The 15986-nt window shown below is 62.3% G+C and carries 27 protein-coding genes; all 27 read right to left on the minus strand.

What is annotated here, in order from left to right; genetic code table 11:
* Nucleotides 1-65: 65 nt before the first annotated feature.
* The gene (locus tag LFT45_RS15745) at nucleotides 66-1076 is read right to left on the minus strand and encodes a DNA-directed RNA polymerase subunit alpha (RefSeq protein ID WP_003803733.1); all 1011 of its coding nucleotides are present in this window, start codon (nucleotides 1074-1076) and stop codon (nucleotides 66-68) included.
* A gap of 131 nt (nucleotides 1077-1207) precedes the next feature.
* Nucleotides 1208-1609, minus strand: coding sequence for a 30S ribosomal protein S11 (gene rpsK, locus LFT45_RS15750; RefSeq protein WP_003803734.1), 402 nt, complete (start codon nucleotides 1607-1609; stop codon nucleotides 1208-1210).
* Between the two features lie 71 nt (nucleotides 1610-1680).
* The gene (gene rpsM, locus LFT45_RS15755; RefSeq protein ID WP_003803743.1) at nucleotides 1681-2055 is read right to left on the minus strand and encodes a 30S ribosomal protein S13; all 375 of its coding nucleotides are present in this window, start codon (nucleotides 2053-2055) and stop codon (nucleotides 1681-1683) included.
* Between the two features lie 172 nt (nucleotides 2056-2227).
* Nucleotides 2228-2341, minus strand: a complete 114-nt coding sequence (gene rpmJ / locus LFT45_RS15760) for a 50S ribosomal protein L36 (RefSeq protein WP_009358722.1) — start codon at nucleotides 2339-2341, stop codon at nucleotides 2228-2230.
* A gap of 70 nt (nucleotides 2342-2411) precedes the next feature.
* A complete protein-coding gene (infA, locus tag LFT45_RS15765) occupies nucleotides 2412-2633 on the minus strand; it encodes a translation initiation factor IF-1 (protein ID WP_011775571.1) in 222 nt (73 codons plus the stop codon).
* A gap of 169 nt (nucleotides 2634-2802) precedes the next feature.
* Nucleotides 2803-3852 carry a P1 family peptidase gene (locus tag LFT45_RS15770; protein ID WP_236804506.1) on the minus strand — a complete coding sequence of 350 codons (1050 nt, stop codon included), beginning with the start codon at nucleotides 3850-3852 and terminating at the stop codon, nucleotides 2803-2805.
* 148 nt (nucleotides 3853-4000) lie between these two features.
* The gene (gene map / locus LFT45_RS15775; protein ID WP_111905200.1) at nucleotides 4001-4828 is read right to left on the minus strand and encodes a type I methionyl aminopeptidase; all 828 of its coding nucleotides are present in this window, start codon (nucleotides 4826-4828) and stop codon (nucleotides 4001-4003) included.
* 127 nt (nucleotides 4829-4955) lie between these two features.
* Nucleotides 4956-5525, minus strand: a complete 570-nt coding sequence (locus tag LFT45_RS15780) for an adenylate kinase (RefSeq protein WP_236809384.1) — start codon at nucleotides 5523-5525, stop codon at nucleotides 4956-4958.
* Between the two features lie 5 nt (nucleotides 5526-5530).
* The gene (gene secY / locus LFT45_RS15785) at nucleotides 5531-6841 is read right to left on the minus strand and encodes a preprotein translocase subunit SecY (protein WP_236804508.1); all 1311 of its coding nucleotides are present in this window, start codon (nucleotides 6839-6841) and stop codon (nucleotides 5531-5533) included.
* A 196-nt stretch (nucleotides 6842-7037) separates the two neighbouring features.
* Entirely contained in the window at nucleotides 7038-7523 is a 486-nt protein-coding gene (gene rplO, locus LFT45_RS15790) for a 50S ribosomal protein L15 (protein ID WP_102973683.1), read from the minus strand.
* Complete coding sequence (gene rpmD / locus LFT45_RS15795) at nucleotides 7523-7729, minus strand: 50S ribosomal protein L30 (RefSeq protein ID WP_003803757.1); 207 nt, start codon at nucleotides 7727-7729, stop codon at nucleotides 7523-7525. Before rpmD ends, rplO begins: the two co-directional genes overlap by 1 nt.
* 3 nt (nucleotides 7730-7732) lie before the next feature.
* Nucleotides 7733-8452: a 30S ribosomal protein S5 gene (gene rpsE / locus LFT45_RS15800; RefSeq protein ID WP_111905197.1), complete on the minus strand. Its 720-nt coding sequence runs from the start codon at nucleotides 8450-8452 to the stop codon at nucleotides 7733-7735.
* Nucleotides 8449-8832: a 50S ribosomal protein L18 gene (rplR, locus tag LFT45_RS15805; RefSeq protein ID WP_003803763.1), complete on the minus strand. Its 384-nt coding sequence runs from the start codon at nucleotides 8830-8832 to the stop codon at nucleotides 8449-8451. Before rplR ends, rpsE begins: the two co-directional genes overlap by 4 nt.
* A gap of 2 nt (nucleotides 8833-8834) precedes the next feature.
* Nucleotides 8835-9371, minus strand: a complete 537-nt coding sequence (gene rplF, locus LFT45_RS15810) for a 50S ribosomal protein L6 (RefSeq protein WP_111905196.1) — start codon at nucleotides 9369-9371, stop codon at nucleotides 8835-8837.
* An 18-nt stretch (nucleotides 9372-9389) separates the two neighbouring features.
* Complete coding sequence (gene rpsH, locus LFT45_RS15815) at nucleotides 9390-9788, minus strand: 30S ribosomal protein S8 (protein ID WP_015937843.1); 399 nt, start codon at nucleotides 9786-9788, stop codon at nucleotides 9390-9392.
* Between the two features lie 82 nt (nucleotides 9789-9870).
* Complete coding sequence (rplE, locus tag LFT45_RS15820; protein ID WP_003803769.1) at nucleotides 9871-10452, minus strand: 50S ribosomal protein L5; 582 nt, start codon at nucleotides 10450-10452, stop codon at nucleotides 9871-9873.
* A complete protein-coding gene (gene rplX / locus LFT45_RS15825; protein WP_102973687.1) occupies nucleotides 10452-10811 on the minus strand; it encodes a 50S ribosomal protein L24 in 360 nt (119 codons plus the stop codon). Before rplX ends, rplE begins: the two co-directional genes overlap by 1 nt.
* A 3-nt stretch (nucleotides 10812-10814) precedes the next feature.
* Nucleotides 10815-11183 (minus strand): 50S ribosomal protein L14, encoded by a 369-nt coding sequence (rplN, locus tag LFT45_RS15830; RefSeq protein ID WP_003803789.1) that lies wholly within the window; start codon nucleotides 11181-11183, stop codon nucleotides 10815-10817.
* A 422-nt stretch (nucleotides 11184-11605) separates the two neighbouring features.
* On the minus strand, nucleotides 11606-11911 hold the full coding sequence (gene rpsQ / locus LFT45_RS15835; protein ID WP_076801234.1) for a 30S ribosomal protein S17: 306 nt from the start codon (nucleotides 11909-11911) through the stop codon (nucleotides 11606-11608).
* A complete protein-coding gene (gene rpmC, locus LFT45_RS23295; RefSeq protein WP_003803792.1) occupies nucleotides 11908-12237 on the minus strand; it encodes a 50S ribosomal protein L29 in 330 nt (109 codons plus the stop codon). Before rpmC ends, rpsQ begins: the two co-directional genes overlap by 4 nt.
* A gap of 2 nt (nucleotides 12238-12239) precedes the next feature.
* Entirely contained in the window at nucleotides 12240-12656 is a 417-nt protein-coding gene (rplP, locus tag LFT45_RS15845; protein ID WP_102973688.1) for a 50S ribosomal protein L16, read from the minus strand.
* On the minus strand, nucleotides 12657-13493 hold the full coding sequence (gene rpsC, locus LFT45_RS15850; RefSeq protein ID WP_003803796.1) for a 30S ribosomal protein S3: 837 nt from the start codon (nucleotides 13491-13493) through the stop codon (nucleotides 12657-12659). It abuts the gene before it with no gap.
* Nucleotides 13494-13859 carry a 50S ribosomal protein L22 gene (gene rplV / locus LFT45_RS15855; RefSeq protein ID WP_003803798.1) on the minus strand — a complete coding sequence of 122 codons (366 nt, stop codon included), beginning with the start codon at nucleotides 13857-13859 and terminating at the stop codon, nucleotides 13494-13496.
* 38 nt (nucleotides 13860-13897) lie between these two features.
* Nucleotides 13898-14179: a 30S ribosomal protein S19 gene (gene rpsS, locus LFT45_RS15860; RefSeq protein ID WP_003803803.1), complete on the minus strand. Its 282-nt coding sequence runs from the start codon at nucleotides 14177-14179 to the stop codon at nucleotides 13898-13900.
* Between the two features lie 12 nt (nucleotides 14180-14191).
* Nucleotides 14192-15031, minus strand: coding sequence for a 50S ribosomal protein L2 (rplB, locus tag LFT45_RS15865; RefSeq protein ID WP_003803804.1), 840 nt, complete (start codon nucleotides 15029-15031; stop codon nucleotides 14192-14194).
* A 29-nt stretch (nucleotides 15032-15060) separates the two neighbouring features.
* Nucleotides 15061-15366 (minus strand): 50S ribosomal protein L23, encoded by a 306-nt coding sequence (rplW, locus tag LFT45_RS15870; RefSeq protein WP_011692807.1) that lies wholly within the window; start codon nucleotides 15364-15366, stop codon nucleotides 15061-15063.
* Nucleotides 15363-15983 (minus strand): 50S ribosomal protein L4, encoded by a 621-nt coding sequence (rplD, locus tag LFT45_RS15875; protein WP_236804510.1) that lies wholly within the window; start codon nucleotides 15981-15983, stop codon nucleotides 15363-15365. The genes rplW and rplD overlap by 4 nt, the downstream gene beginning before the upstream one ends.
* Nucleotides 15984-15986: the final 3 nt, after the last annotated feature.

Raw genomic sequence — 15986 nt, forward strand, 5'->3', positions numbered from 1 at the left:
CATATGGAAGCCGGGAGGCTGCGCACTACGCGGTGCGGGCCAGCCTCTCGGCCAAGATCTGCTTGTTAGAGCTCGTCGTCGCTGAACGCGGCGTCGTCCTCTTCGATGGCTGCGGCGCGGGCTGCCAGGTCGAAACCGGGAGGGGAGTCCTTCAGGGACAGACCCAGTTCAACCAGCTTTGCCTTGACCTCATCGATGGACTTCGCACCGAAGTTGCGGATGTCCATCAGGTCAGCCTCGGAGCGGGCAACGAGTTCACCCACGGTGTGGATGCCCTCACGCTTGAGGCAGTTGTAGGAACGGACGGTGAGGTCCAGATCCTCGATCGGCAGAGCCATGTCTGCTGCCAGGGCAGCATCCGTCGGCGACGGGCCAATCTCGATACCCTCAGCTGCGGTGTTCAGCTCGCGGGCCAGACCGAACAGTTCCACCAGGGTGGTGCCTGCGGAAGCAACGGCATCGCGCGGGGCGATGGCCTGCTTGGTCTCGACGTCGACAATCAGCTTGTCGAAGTCGGTGCGCTGCTCAACACGGGTGGCTTCCACGCGGAAAGTAACCTTCAGCACCGGCGAGTAGATGGAGTCAACCGGAATACGGCCGATCTCTGCGTCGCCGGACTTGTTCTGAGCTGCCGAAACGTAGCCGCGGCCGCGCTCGATGGTCAGTTCGAGTTCGAACTTGCCCTTCGAGTTCAGCGTGGCAATGTGCAGATCCGGGTTGTGGAACTCGACGCCGGCCGGCGGAGCGATGTCCGCGGCGGTGACGACTCCGGGGCCCTGCTTGCGCAGGTAAGCAACAACCGGCTCGTCGTGCTCGGAGGACACGGACAGGTTCTTGATGTTGAGGATGATCTCGGTGACATCTTCCTTGACACCCGGAACCGTCGTGAACTCGTGCAGCACGCCATCGATCCGGATGCTGGTTACAGCGGCACCGGGGATGGAGGAGAGCAGGGTACGGCGGAGGGAGTTTCCGAGGGTGTAACCGAAGCCCGGCTCCAGCGGTTCAATGATGAACCGGGAGCGGTTTTCGGAGACGACCTCTTCGGAGAGGGTGGGGCGCTGTGCAATGAGCACTTAGGTTTCCTTTCGGCGAGCATCCGCTATATGACGCAACACAGGTGGTGGAAAATCGGTCTGAGGACTTAACGCGGCGGGCTTGCCCGGACCCGAAACGGGTCCGGGCAAGCTCCGGCTGCGGAAAATACTTAGACGCGGCGGCGCTTCGGCGGACGGCAGCCGTTGTGCGCGGCGGGGGTGACGTCCTGGATGGAGCCAACCTCGAGGCCGGCAGCCTGCAGCGAACGGATGGCGGTTTCGCGTCCGGAACCCGGTCCCTTGACGAACACGTCAACCTTCTTCAGGCCGTGCTCCTGTGCACGCTTGGCGGCGGCTTCGGCAGCCATCTGCGCAGCGAACGGGGTGGACTTACGCGAGCCCTTGAATCCAACCTCACCGGCGGAAGCCCAGCTGATCACAGCACCGGTCGGGTCCGTGATGGACACGATGGTGTTGTTGAACGTGCTCTTGATGTGCGCCTGGCCAAGCGCGATATTCTTCTTGTCCTTCTTACGCGGCTTGCGAACCGCGCCACGAGTCTTCGGGGGCATTTCTTCTCCTACAGAAAGTTATTTGGGGGAAGGCCTTGCTGATCCCACATTTGCCGTCAGGCAAGTGCGGTTTAGCGGGCCTTCTTCTTGCCGGCGACGGTACGCTTCGGGCCCTTGCGGGTACGAGCGTTGGTCTTCGTACGCTGACCGCGTACGGGCAGGCCCTTGCGGTGACGCAGGCCTTCGTAGCTGCCGATTTCAACCTTGCGGCGGATATCTGCTGCTACTTCGCGGCGAAGGTCACCCTCAACCTTGTAGTTGCCTTCAATGTAGTCACGCAGCTCTACCAGCTGCGCATCCGTCAGGTCCTTGACCCGAACGTCAGCGCTGATGCCGGTGGCAGCCAGGGTTTCGTGTGCACGGGTCTTGCCCACGCCGTAGATGTAAGTAAGCGCAATTTCCAGCCGCTTTTCGCGGGGAATGTCTACGCCAGCGAGACGAGCCATAGTGGCGGTACTCCTTGAATAAACCGGAGGTCGTAGGCAGTACACCCGCACTTTCAGTGCGGCCCCAGCCTCCGACCGGGGGTTAGCTGTCCGGGCTCATGCGTCCCAGTTCAGCTTGTGCTGCCTTTATTTACTTGCGTGGGTTAGCAACCCAGGGATTCCCTGACGGGAATTAGCCCTGGCGCTGCTTGTGGCGCGGGTTCTCGCAGATCACCATGACCCGGCCGTTACGGCGGATCACTTTGCACTTTTCGCAGATCTGCTTGACGCTCGGCTTGACCTTCATGGCGTTCCTTTGCGTGATAGCAGTTGGGCCGTTGGAGCGGTCTTAGGCAATTGCCTTGGCCGCCCAACGTTTACTTGTAGCGGTAGACGATACGACCACGTGTCAGGTCATAAGGGCTCAGCTCCACCACTACGCGGTCCTCAGGAAGAATCCTGATGTAGTGCTGACGCATCTTCCCAGAGATGTGTGCGAGGACAACGTGCTTGTTGGTGAGCTCAACGCGAAACATCGCGTTGGGCAGCGCCTCAGTCACTACGCCCTCGATCTCAATGACCCCGTCCTTCTTGGCCATATCCTCCGCTAACTGTTGTTTGCCACAGCCTTCGGGTTTGCACCATGAAAGACTGCGGACGTTTTTGATTTGATTGACCGTCGCCCTCCGGCCGCAAATGGGCGCGGCAGGGCAGACAACCAACATGCAACTCTACGGCATTAGGCCCGGAAAGTTAAATCCAGCCATGTTAGCGCACATTGCCCGGGTATGCACCAAATTCGCCCGCCGGAGTTGTTACCGCCTGGGCGCTGCTGATCCCGTCAAGGATGGCCAAACGTACGACGTCGGCTGCCGCACTCTGCAGGGTAATGAGACTTATCTGCCGGGCGGCTTCCGTACTCCTGTCCAGCTCGTGGCCCCCGGTGGCGAGGCAGAACACGGTGTCCCCGTCGGCCAGAGTGTGGCTCGGATTCAGCGCCCGCGCCAGCCCCGCGTGGGCAGCCGAGGCGGTCCGCTTGCACTCAGCCACGTCGAGCACGGCATTCGTGGCGACGACGACGAGGGTGGTGTTAAGCGCTGGGCCGGGTTCCGTCCCAACGGCCGAAACCCTCTGCGTGCTCGCTTGTTCCTCGCTTAGACGCACGCTGGCGGGTTCCACCCGCTGCTCCGGTGTGCCGGGCTCACCGCAAGCCTCTGCTGCCAGCGGAAGGCCGAGCGCATTGACCACTGCCAGGGCACCCACCACCACGCCGTTCTCCAGGGTGATGGACGCTGTGCCCACGCCGCCTTTGTATTTCCCTCGTCCGATGACGGCTCCGGTGCCGGCACCCACGTTGCCGCGTTCGACGTCGTGTCCTTCCGCCTGTCCGCCGGCGGCCGCTGCCGCCGCGTAGCCCATGGCCTCATCCGGGCGGGCGCTGAAGGCGCCGCCGCGGCCGAGGTCGAAGATGGCGGCTGCCGGCACGATGGGCACCACCCCGCCCGTCACGGCGAAGCCGCGGCCCTGCTCCTCGCACCAGCGCTGGACGCCATGCGCTGTAACCAGGCCGTAGGCGCTGCCGCCTGTGAGCACCACGGCGTCCACGGTGCGCACCAGGGTGGTGGGGTCCAGCGCATCGGTCTCATGGGTGCCTGGCCCTCCCCCGCGAACGTCCACCGAACCCACTGTCCCCGCAGGGGGCAGCACCACGGTCACCCCGCTCAGCCACCCGCCGTCGGACTTCTGCTGGTGCCCCACACGCACGCCTGGCACGTCGGTGATCTGTCCCTGCGCTGCGGCTCCGCCACTCGGTCCCATGGCTCCCATTCTGCCCCGGGAGCTGACACGGCGACGCAGAAAGATCCCCATGACGCGCAAAATCCCTGGCGACACCGGAATTCCGGTAGCGTCAGGGATTTTGCGAGTCGCCAGGCTAGGTGCGAGTCGCCCAACTAAAAGCGTGTCCTCAGGGGATCGGGACCGGCACCACGCCAAGGGGCGCGAGCCTGGCCGCGCCGCCGTCCGGCGAGGACAGCACCCAGATGCCCTTCTCGTGGACGGCCACGGAATGCTCCCACTGGCACGAACGCTTGCCGTCGGTGGTGACCACGGTCCAGTCGTCCTCCAGCACTGCCGTCTCGATGCCGCCGCGAACCAGCATCGGTTCGATGGCCAGGCACAGGCCGGGGCGGATCTTCGGACCGCGGTGGCTGGTGCGGTAGTTCAGGACGTCGGGGGCCATGTGCATCTCGGAGCCGATGCCGTGGCCCACGTAGTCCTCAAGGATGCCCAGGGGCTTGCCCGGGACGGAGGAGACATAGTCGTCCACTGCCGCACCGATGTCGCCCACGAACTTGCCCTTGGCCAGGGCTGCGATGCCGTGCCACATGGCCGTCTCGGTGACGTCGGAGAGGCGCTGGTCCTCCGGGTCCGGCGTTCCCACGATCACAGTCCGCGCCGAGTCGGAGTGCCAGCCGTTGACGATCGCGCCGCCGTCGATGGAGATGATGTCCCCGTCCTGGAGGACCTTGTCGCCCGGGATGCCGTGGACCACTTCCTCATTGACGGAAGTGCAGATGGTGGCGGGGAACCCGTGGTAGCCCAGGAAGTTGGACTTGGCGCCCGCCTCGAGCAGCACGGCAGCGAAGACCTCGTCGAGCTGCTTCGTGGTGACCCCCGGGGCAGCCGCGGCCACGGCCGCATCGAGGGCGCGGCTCAGGACGAGCCCGGCCTCGTGCATGGTGCGCATCTGGGCGTTGGTCTTGTATTCAATCCGTGGCTGGCCGAATGCCATCAGCGGTTTTTCCTCTCGGTGTGCCTCGCCCTTGCGGCCGCAGGATGCGGGACCGGAAAGCGCGGGGCTAAATGCCGGAGGCCCCTCCCCATGATCCGGGAGGAGCCTCGCAGCGTTGGAACTAATTTCAGGCGGCCTGAGCTTCCTTGATGGCCTGCATGACGCGGTCGGTGACCTCGTCGATCTGGCCGATGCCGTCAACCTGGGTCAGGATGCCGCGTTCGGCGTACTTGGCCACAACGGCTTCGGTCTGCTCGTGGTACAGATCCAGGCGGTGGCGGATGACGGCTTCGTTGTCGTCACTGCGTCCGGTTTCCTTCGCACGGCCCAGCAGGCGGGCAACGAGTTCCTCGTCATCGGCCGTGAGCTGCAGGACAACGTCCAACTTCTGGTCGCCGTCGGCCAGGATCTGGTCCAGGTAGTCAACCTGGGCGGTGGTGCGCGGGTAGCCGTCCAGCAGGAAGCCGTCCTCTACGTCGGCTTCGCTGAGACGGTCGCGGACCATCTTGTTGGTCACGCTGTCCGGCACGAAGTCGCCCGCGTCCATGTACTTCTTGGCCTCGACGCCGAGCGGCGTCTCACCCTTGACGTTGGCGCGGAAGATGTCGCCGGTGGAGATCGCAACGACGCCGAGGCGGCCTGAGATGCGTTCCGCCTGCGTGCCCTTGCCCGAACCCGGTGGTCCGATAATCAACATTCTGGTCATCGCAATAGCCCTTCGTAGTGACGCTGCTGTAGCTGCGCGTCAATTTGCTTGACGGTTTCCAGGCCAACGCCCACCATGATCAGGATCGAGGTGCCACCGAACGGGAAGTTCTGGTTTGCGTTGATCAGCACGAGCGCCACCAGCGGGATCAGTGCCACGAAGCCAAGGTAAATGGCACCGGGCAGCGTGATGCGCGACAGGACGTACTGCAGGTAATCCGCGGTCGGCTTGCCGGCACGGATACCCGGGATAAAGCCGCCGTATTTCTTCATGTTGTCGCTGACCTCTTCAGGGTTGAAGGTGATCGCGACATAGAAGTAGGTAAAGAAAACGATCATGGCGAAATAGAGCGCCATGTAGATGGGGTGGTCCCCGCGGGTCAGGTTGTTGTTGATCCACTCAACCCACGGCTGGAGGGACTCCCCCGGTTTCGGCTGGTTGAACTGTGAGATCAACGCCGGCAGGTAGAGCATCGAGGAAGCGAAGATGACGGGAATGACGCCGGCCATGTTCACCTTGATGGGAATGTAGGTGCTGGTGCCGCCCACTGTGCGGCGGCCGATCATGCGCTTGGCGTACTGCACCGGGATGCGGCGCTGGGACTGCTCCACGAAGACCACCAGGGCAACGGTCAGCAGGCCGATGGCCAGGACGATGAAGAACGTGCCCGGACCCTGCGCGGACCAGATGGCGCCCAGCGAGGTGGGGAAGCCGGCAGCGATGGCCGTGAAGATCAGCAGGGACATGCCGTTGCCGACGCCCTTCTCGGTCACGAGCTCACCCATCCACATGATGAGGCCGGTGCCGGCCGTCAGCGTGATGACGATGAGGATCGTGGTGATGACGCTCTGGTCCGGGATGATCGGCAGGTTGCAGCCGGGCAGCAGCTGGCCGGACCTTGCCAGCGACACCAGTGTCGTGGCGTTCAGCAGGCCAAGGGCGATCGTCAGATAGCGAGTGTACTGCGTCAGCTTGGACTGCCCGGAGGCACCCTCTTCGTACAGCTGCTGGAACCGCGGGATGACCACGCGCAACAACTGCACAATGATGCTTGCCGTGATGTACGGCATGATTCCCAAGGCGAAGATGGAGACCTGCAGCAACGCACCGCCGCTGAAAAGATTGACGAGCTGGTAGATCCCGCCCTGGGTCTGCCCGTTCGACAAGCATTGCTGGACATTCTGGTAGCTCACACCGGGCGAGGGGATAAAGGCTCCCAAGCGGAAGATTGTGATGATTCCCAGCGTGAACAACAACTTGCGTCGCAGATCAGGCGTCCGAAACGCCCGGCCGAATGCGCTTAGCAAGCGTCCTCCTCAGTTGTTAATAAGTCTCGTGATGCAGGTCTATAAACCCAACAACCGAGTCTAACCGGTGTTTGCGGCATGCGAACAATCCGGAAGACCCAATAGGTATGAAAAAACTCCCGGCACAGGGGCCTCGGCCCCCGTGCCGGGAGTTTGCGCAGCGGGCTATTGCCCACCGGCTCCGGGACGGAATCCCTTAGAGCGCGGTGGTGCTGCCGCCGGCTGCTGCGATCTTTTCTGCGGCGCTGGCCGAGAATGCGTGGACGGTGACGTCAACCTTGACGGTGATGTCGCCGGTGCCCAGCACCTTGACGGGCTGGTTCTTGCGAACGGCACCCTTTTCGACCAGGTTCTCCACGGTGACAGCGCCACCTTCGGGGAACAGCTCGTTGAGCTTGTCCAGGTTTACAACCTGGAACTCAACCCGGAACGGGTTCTTGAAGCCGCGCAGCTTCGGCAGGCGCATGTGCAGCGGCAGCTGGCCGCCGGCAAAGCCAGCCTTGATCTGGTAGCGGGCCTTCGTACCCTTGGTACCGCGACCTGCGGTCTTACCCTTGGAACCCTCACCACGACCAACACGGGTCTTGGCAGTCTTGGAACCCGGGGCGGGACGCAGGTGGTGAACCTTCAGAGCGCTCTGCTTCTCAGCAGCGGCGGTCTCGGCGGTGTTCTTCTCTGCCATTACTTCGCCTCCTCAACATTCACGAGGTGCGGAACCGTGTTGAGCATTCCGACGGTCACGGCGTCAGCGGTGCGGACAACGGTGTGTCCGATGCGCTTGAGGCCGAGCGACCGAAGGGTGTCGCGCTGGTTCTGCTTGGCGCCAATGACGCCCTTGATCTGGGTGATCTCCAACTTGGCGTCGGAGGGAGTCAGGTTCTTAGCCATAACCTAGACACCTGCCTTTTGGTTCATCAGAGCCTTCACCAGTGCCGGCGGAGCGATCTCGTCGAGGGGCAGGCCGCGGCGTGCTGCCACAGCTGCCGGCTCTTCGAGGCGCTTCAGGGCATCAACGGTCGCGTGAACGATGTTGATGGCGTTGGAGGAACCGAGCGACTTGGAGAGGATGTCGTGGATGCCCACGCACTCCAGTACTGCACGGACCGGACCACCGGCGATAACACCGGTACCGGCGGAAGCCGGACGCAGCATTACGACACCAGCGGCGGCTTCACCCTGAACGCGGTGAGGAATGGTGTTGCCAACGCGGGGAACGCGGAAGAAGGACTTCTTGGCCTCTTCAACGCCCTTGGCGATAGCAGCGGGAACTTCCTTGGCCTTGCCGTAGCCGACGCCGACCATACCGTTGCCGTCACCAACGACGACGAGTGCGGTGAAGCTGAAGCGACGACCACCCTTGACGACCTTGGAAACGCGGTTGATGGTGACAACGCGCTCTACGAACTGGTTCTTCTCGGCTTCACGTCCGCCATCGCGGCCGCCACGGCCACCGCGGTCGCCGCGGCCCTGGCCACGGTCGCCACGCTCGCCGCGACGGGCGCCACCACGGCGGTCGTCGGCAGCGGCGGGGGCAGTGGTCTCAGCAGCTGCGGCTTCGGGAGCCTTCTCTTCTGCAGACACAGTGTCCTTTTCCTTGTTTGCTTCGGTCACAGTGACAGCCCACCTTCGCGTGCACCGTCAGCGACGGCAGCGATCCGGCCGTGGTACTTGTTACCACCACGGTCGAAGACAACAGCTTCGACACCGGCAGCCTTGGCACGCTCGGCTACGAGCTCGCCAACGCGCTTGGCCTTGGCGGTCTTGTCACCGTCGAATGCACGAAGGTCAGCTTCCAGAGTGGACGCGCTTGCTACGGTCTGGCCAATGGTGTCGTCGACAACCTGGACAAATACGTGGCGTGCGGAGCGGTTGACGACCAGGCGAGGACGTACAGCCGTTCCGGAGATGCGCTTGCGGATACGAAGCTGGCGGCGGCTGCGCGAAGCAGACTTGCTCTTGTTCGTACGCTTCTTGTTAATGGCGATGGCCATGGTTACTTACCAGCCTTTCCGACCTTGCGGCGGATGACTTCGCCCGCGTAGCGGATGCCCTTGCCCTTGTACGGGTCAGGCTTGCGCAGCTTGCGAATGTTGGCAGCAACCTCGCCGACCTGCTGCTTGTTGATGCCTGAGACAGAGAGCTTGGTCGGTCCCTCTACTGCAAAGGTGATGCCGGCCGGAGCGGTAACGCTGACCGGGTGGCTGTAGCCGAGAGCGAACTCAAGGTCAGATCCCTTGGCCTGAACGCGGTAACCGGTACCGACGATTTCAAGCTTCTTCTCGTAGCCTGCGGTGACGCCCTGGATCATGTTGGAGATCAGGGTGCGGGTCAGGCCGTGGAGCGAACGGGAGGCGCGCTCGTCGTTCGGGCGGGTGACGGTCAGGGTGCTGTCTTCCAGCGCAACCTCGATCGGGCTGGCCACAGTGTGGCTCAGCTCGCCCTTGGAACCCTTGACGTTGACGACAGAGCCGTCAACCTTGACCTCAACGCCGGCAGGAACGGTGATGGGGAGACGTCCAATACGTGACATTATTCTCTTCCTTTCCCGTTACCAGACGTAAGCGAGGACTTCGCCGCCCACGCCCTTCTTGCCGGCCTGCTTGTCAGTCAGGAGGCCGGAAGAGGTGGACAGAATTGCGATACCCAGGCCACCCAGCACGTGCGGCAGGTTGGTGGACTTCGCGTAAACGCGGAGACCCGGCTTGGAGATGCGACGGACACCCGCGATTGAACGCTCGCGGTTCGGACCGAACTTCAGGTCAAGGGTCAGCTTCTTGCCGACTTCTGCGTCCTCTTCCTTCCAGCCGGCGATGAAACCTTCGGCCTTCAGGATGTCAGCAACGCGAGCCTTGAGCTTGCTGTAAGGCATAGACACGGAATCGTGGTATGCCGAGTTTGCGTTACGCAGGCGCGTAAGCATATCTGCGACAGGATCTGTCATAGTCATTTGGGCACTTGCCCTTCCTCGTAACGGTTTCCGCCGTCCTCTTCCCAGGGAAGCAGAGCGGCCGGACCTTTTACGTAGTTAATTAAGCTTCGGTTTTGAACGGGAAACCAAGCGCCTTGAGCAGCGCGCGGCCTTCGTCGTCGGTCTTGGCGGTGGTCACGACCGTGATGTCCATACCGCGGGTGCGGTCGATGGAGTCCTGGTCGATCTCGTGGAACATAACCTGCTCGGTCAGACCGAAGGTGTAGTTGCCGTTGCCATCAAACTGCTTGCCGCTGAGGCCGCGGAAGTCGCGGATACGGGGCAGGGCCAGCGTAACCAGACGGTCCACGAATTCCCACATGCGGTCGCCACGCAGGGTTGCGTGTGCACCAATGGGCATGCCTTCGCGCAGCTTGAACTGGGCGATCGACTTGCGGGCCTTGGTGACCTGCGGCTTCTGGCCGGTGATCAGGGTGAGGTCGCGGACAGCGCCGTCGATCAGCTTGGAGTCCTTGGCGGCATCTCCAACACCCATGTTCACTACAACCTTGACCAGACGGGGAACCTGGTTCACGTTCTCGTACTTGAATTCCTCAAGAAGCGCGCTCTTGATGGAATCGGCGTACTTGGTCTTCAGACGAGGAACGATCTTCGTTGCCGGAGTCTCGAGAGTCTCAGTCATTAGATGTCCTTCCCGGAGCTCTTGGCCACGCGGATGCGGACGGTCTTCTTGACGCCGTCCTTCTCTACGGTGTCGAGGCGGAAACCAACGCGGGTCGGCTTCTTGGTGGACGGGTCAACCAGGGCCACGTTGGAAACGTGGATGGAAGCCTCGACAACCTCGATGCCGCCGGTCTTGGTGCCGCGCTGCGACTGTCCGACCTTGGTGTGCTTGGTTACGCGGTTGATACCCTCAACCAGCACGCGGTTGGTTTCCGGGAACACGCGCAGGACCTTGCCCTGCTTGCCACGGTCGCCGCCGCGCTCAGCCTTGGCGCCAGTGATGACCTGAACCAGGTCACCCTTCTTGATCTTAGCCATGGACTAGAGCACCTCCGGAGCCAGAGAAACGATCTTCATGAACTTCTTGTCACGGAGTTCACGACCAACCGGTCCGAAGATACGGGTACCGCGGGGGTCACCGTCGTTCTTCAGGATGACGGCTGCGTTCTCGTCAAACTTGATGTAGGAACCATCCGCACGGCGGCGTTCCTTCTTGGTACGGACGATGACAGCCTTGACGACGTCGCCCTTCTTTACGTTGCCGCCCGGAATTGCATCCTTGACGGTTGCGACGATTACGTCGCCAATGCCTGCGTAGCGACGGCCAGATCCACCGAGAACGCGAATGGTAAGGATTTCCTTAGCACCCGTGTTGTCGGCGACCTTGAGTCGCGACTCCTGCTGAATCACTATTTACTCCTTGCGTCGCGCCGGTTCTCAGACCGAAAATCTTCCTACGGAATGAGCCTTGCGGAACGGTTGATCGGGGTGTCTCTTGACCTGACTGGATTTTGCCAGACCAGGCCTAAACGCCCGTGCCACAAACAGTTGCTTCCCAGCCCTTCGAGGCGCAGGGGAACACTATGCCGTGGCACGATTGTTTACGAGGTTTGCTGTCGGCGCACAAAAGGCGCCATACAAACTCAATATCCTAGCACAGTTCAGGGCAGACTCCATATCACCAGTCGGGGCTCCCCCGCAACGTACGACGGCGACATGTACGGCCGGCATTCGTCCCGCCGTCGGCCGCGTCCCCACTTAGACGCGGAAACCCCCGCTCCCAAAGGGAACGGGGGTTTCCGTTACAGCCGCCGGGGGCGATGCTGCAGGTGTTACTTAGCCTTCTCGAGGATCTCCACGAGCCGCCAGTTCTTGGTGGCGGACAGCGGGCGGGTCTCGGCGATGACAACCAGGTCGCCGATGCCGGCGGTGTTCTGCTCGTCGTGTGCCTTGACCTTGGAGGTGCGGCGGATAACCTTGCCGTACAGGGCGTGCTTCACGCGGTCTTCAACCTGAACAACGATGGTCTTGTCCATCTTGTCAGAGACCACGTAGCCGCGACGCGTCTTACGGTAACCGCGCTGCTCAGCCGTAGCTGCCGTAGCAGTTTCCGTCACGTTCTCGTCCTTTTCACTCACTTGGCGTCCTCCTCGGTCTCAGCCTCGGCAGGCTTTTCAGCCTTCTTAGCTGCAGACTTCTTGGACTTCTTTTCTTCCTTGGCTTCCACAACCGGTGCGGCAACCTCGGCACGAATGCCCAGCTCGCGCTCACGGAGAACGGTGTAGATGCGTGCGATGTCCTTCTTTACCGCGCGCAGACGACCGTGGTTCTCCAGCTGTCCGGTGGCGGACTGGAAACGCAGGTTGAACAGCTCTTCCTTGGACTTGCGGAGTTCTTCAACGAGACGCTCGTTGTCGAAACCGTCCAGCTGTGCGGGTGCAAGATCCTTTGACCCAACTGCCATTTCTATTCACCACCTTCGCGACGCACAATGCGTGCCTTCAACGGGAGCTTGTGGATCGCCAGGCGCAGGGCCTCGCGAGCTACCTCATCACTGACACCGGAGAGTTCAAAGAGAACCCGGCCCGGCTTGACGTTGGCGACCCACCATTCCGGCGAACCCTTACCGGAACCCATGCGGGTTTCGGCAGGCTTCTTGGTCAGCGGACGGTCCGGGTAGATGTTGATCCAGACCTTACCGCCACGCTTGATGTGGCGGGTCATCGCGATACGGGCAGATTCGATCTGACGGTTCGTGACGTATGCCGGGCTCAGGGCCTGGATGCCGTACTCACCGAAGGAGACCTTGGTACCGCCCGTGGCAGCGCCGGAACGACCCGGGTGGTGCTGCTTACGGTGCTTGACTCGACGTGGGATAAGCATTTAAGCCTGTCCTCCTTCTGCTGCCTGTGCCGGAGCTGCTGCCTCGGCTGCCGGAGCTGCGGCAGCCGGTGCTGCGTCGGCTGCCGGACGGTCGTTACGACGACGGCGGTCACCACGGTCAGCGCCACCCGGGCGGCCCGGACGGTCGCCGGAACGGCCACGGGACGGAGCAGCAGCTGCCTGCTGAGCCAGTTCCTTGGAGGTGACGTCGCCCTTGTAGATCCAGACCTTCACGCCGATGCGGCCGAAGGTGGTCTTGGCTTCGTAGAAGCCGTAGTCGATGTTCGCGCGGAGGGTGTGCAGGGGCACACGGCCTTCGCGGTAGAACTCCGAGCGGGACATTTCTGCGCCACCCAGACGGCCCGAGCAAGCGATACGGATACCCTTGGCACCGGCACGCTGTGCGGACTGCATGGCCTTCTTCATCGCACGGCGGAATGCCACGCGGGAAGTAAGCTGCTCTGCAACACCCTGGGCAACAAGCTGGGCTTCCATCTCGGGGTTCTTGACCTCGAGGATGTTCAGCTGGACCTGCTTGCCGGTGAGCTTTTCGAGCTCGCCGCGGATGCGGTCTGCCTCGGCGCCGCGGCGGCCGATGACGATGCCCGGACGTGCCGTGTGGATGTCCACGCGGACACGGTCGCGGGTGCGCTCGATCTCGACCTTGGCGATGCCGGCGCGCTCCATGCCCGTGGACATGAGCTGGCGGATACGGATGTCTTCGCGAACGAAGTCCTTGTACCGCTGGCCGGACTTGGTGCTGTCAGCGAACCAGTGCGATACGTGATCGGTGGTGATGCCGAGTCGGAACCCGTGCGGGTTTACTTTCTGTCCCACTTAGCGAGCCTCCTCTTTCTCCGGGGTAGCGACTACCACGGTGATGTGGCTGGTGCGCTTCTTGATCTGAAATGCACGACCCTGAGCACGCGGCTGGAACCGCTTCATGGTCGGGCCTTCATCAACAAACGCTTCGCTGATGATGAGGTCACCTTCGTCGAACGCAACACCGTCGCGGTCCGCGAGGACCCGGGCGTTGGAGATCGCCGACTGAACTACCTTGAATACCGGCTCCGAAGCTGCCTGGGGGGCAAACTTCAGAATTGCCAGAGCCTCGTTCGCTTGCTTACCACGAACAAGGTTGACGACGCGCCGGGCCTTCATAGGCGTTACGCGGATGTGGCGCGCAATTGCCTTGGCTTCCATTGCTTTCCTTCTCTCGTCTTTGACGTAAGTGCAGGCGCCTAGCGGCGCTTGCCCTTACGGTCGTCCTTGACATGGCCGCGGAATGTCCGCGTGGGAGCGAATTCGCCGAGCTTGTGCCCGACCATCGACTCGGTGACAAACACCGGGATGTGCTTGCGTCCGTCGTGCACGGCGATCGTGTGCCCGAGCATGTCGGGGATGATCATCGAGCGGCGGGACCAGGTCTTGATGACGTTCTTGGTGCCCTTTTCGTTTTCCCTTGCGACCTTCACAAAGAGGTGCTGGTCAACGAAAGGACCTTTTTTCAGGCTGCGTGGCATATGTCCAGGCTCCTATCGCTTGTTCTTGCCAGTACGACGGCGACGAACAATAAGCTTGTCGCTCTCTTTGTTGGGGCGGCGGGTACGGCCTTCAGGCTTACCGTTCGGGTTGACCGGGTGACGACCACCGGAGGTCTTACCTTCACCACCACCGTGCGGGTGGTCAACCGGGTTCATGGCGACACCACGGACGGTCGGGCGAACGCCCTTCCACCGCATACGGCCGGCCTTGCCCCAGTTGATGTTCGACTGCTCGGCGTTGCCGACCTCGCCGATCGTGGCGCGGCAGCGCACGTCAACGTTGCGGATTTCGCCGGAGGGCAGACGCAGCTGGGCGAAACGGCCTTCCTTGGCGACGAGCTGAACAGAAGCACCGGCGGAACGGGCCATCTTGGCACCGCCGCCCGGGCGCAGCTCCACCGCGTGGATAACCGTACCCACGGGGATGTTGCGCAGGGGCAGGTTGTTGCCAGGCTTGATGTCAGCGTTGGCGCCGGCTTCCACGAAGTCGCCCTGGGAGAGCTTGTTCGGGGCGATGATGTAACGCTTGGTGCCATCAACGTAGTGCAGGAGGGCGATGCGAGCCGTGCGGTTCGGATCGTACTCGATTTCGGCAACGCGGGCGTTGACGCCGTCCTTGTCGTGGCGACGGAAGTCGATCAGACGGTACTGGCGCTTGTGGCCACCACCCTTGTGACGGGTCGTGATCTTACCGGTGTTGTTACGGCCGCCCTTTTTGGGCAGCGGACGTACCAACGACTTTTCCGGCGTCGACCGCGTGATTTCGGTGAAGTCCGCTACGCTCGAGCCGCGACGGCCCGGGGTAGTCGGCTTATATTTACGGATTCCCATAATTCATTTCCTCGTTAAAGTGGTCTCCGCTACGCGAGCGGACCGCCGAAGATGTCGATCGTGCCTTCTTTGAGGGTCACAATGGCACGCTTGGTGTTCTTGCGGGTTCCCCAGCCGAATTTGGTGCGCTTGCGCTTACCGGCACGGTTGATGGTGTTGATCGATTCGACCTTGACGGAGAAAATCTTCTCCACGGCCAGCTTGATCTCGGTCTTGTTCGAGCGGGGGTCCACCAGGAAGGTGTACTTGCCCTCATCGATCAGGCCGTAGCTCTTTTCCGAGACGACGGGTGCAAGCACGACGTCGCGCGGGTCTTTGATGGTGGCTGCGCTCACTTGGCATCCTCCTCGTTCTTTGCAGCCTTGTCAGCAACGAATGCTTCGTAGGCAGCCTTGGTGAAGACTACGTCGTCGGAAACGAGCACGTCGTAGGTGTTCAGCTGGTCCACGTACAGGACGTGAACTTCGGCGAGGTTGCGCACGGAGAGTGCAGCAACGTCGTTCGCGCGCTCGATGACGACCAGCAGGTTCTTGCGCTCGGAAACTCCGCGCAGGGCTGCCAGTGCTGCCTTGGAGGACGGCTTGTCGCCGGCAACCAGTTCAGAAACGACGTGGACGCGGCCGTTGCGGGCGCGGTCAGAGAGAGCGCCGCGCAGTGCAGCAGCAATCATCTTCTTGGGGGTGCGCTGGCTGTAGTCACGCGGGGTGGGACCGTGGACAACGCCACCGCCGGTCATGTGCGGAGCACGGATCGAGCCCTGACGGGCGCGGCCGGTACCCTTCTGCTTGAACGGCTTGCGGCCTGCACCGGAAACTTCGGCGCGGGTCTTGGTCTTGTGGGTACCCTGGCGAGCAGCAGCGAGCTGGGCAACGACGACCTGGTGCAGCAGCGGCACGTTGGTCTGAACGTCGAAGATCTCTGCAGGCAGGTCAACCTTGACAGTGTTAGCCATTGA

Source organism: Arthrobacter sp. FW305-BF8 (genome assembly GCF_021789315.1).
GTDB lineage: Bacteria > Actinomycetota > Actinomycetes > Actinomycetales > Micrococcaceae > Arthrobacter.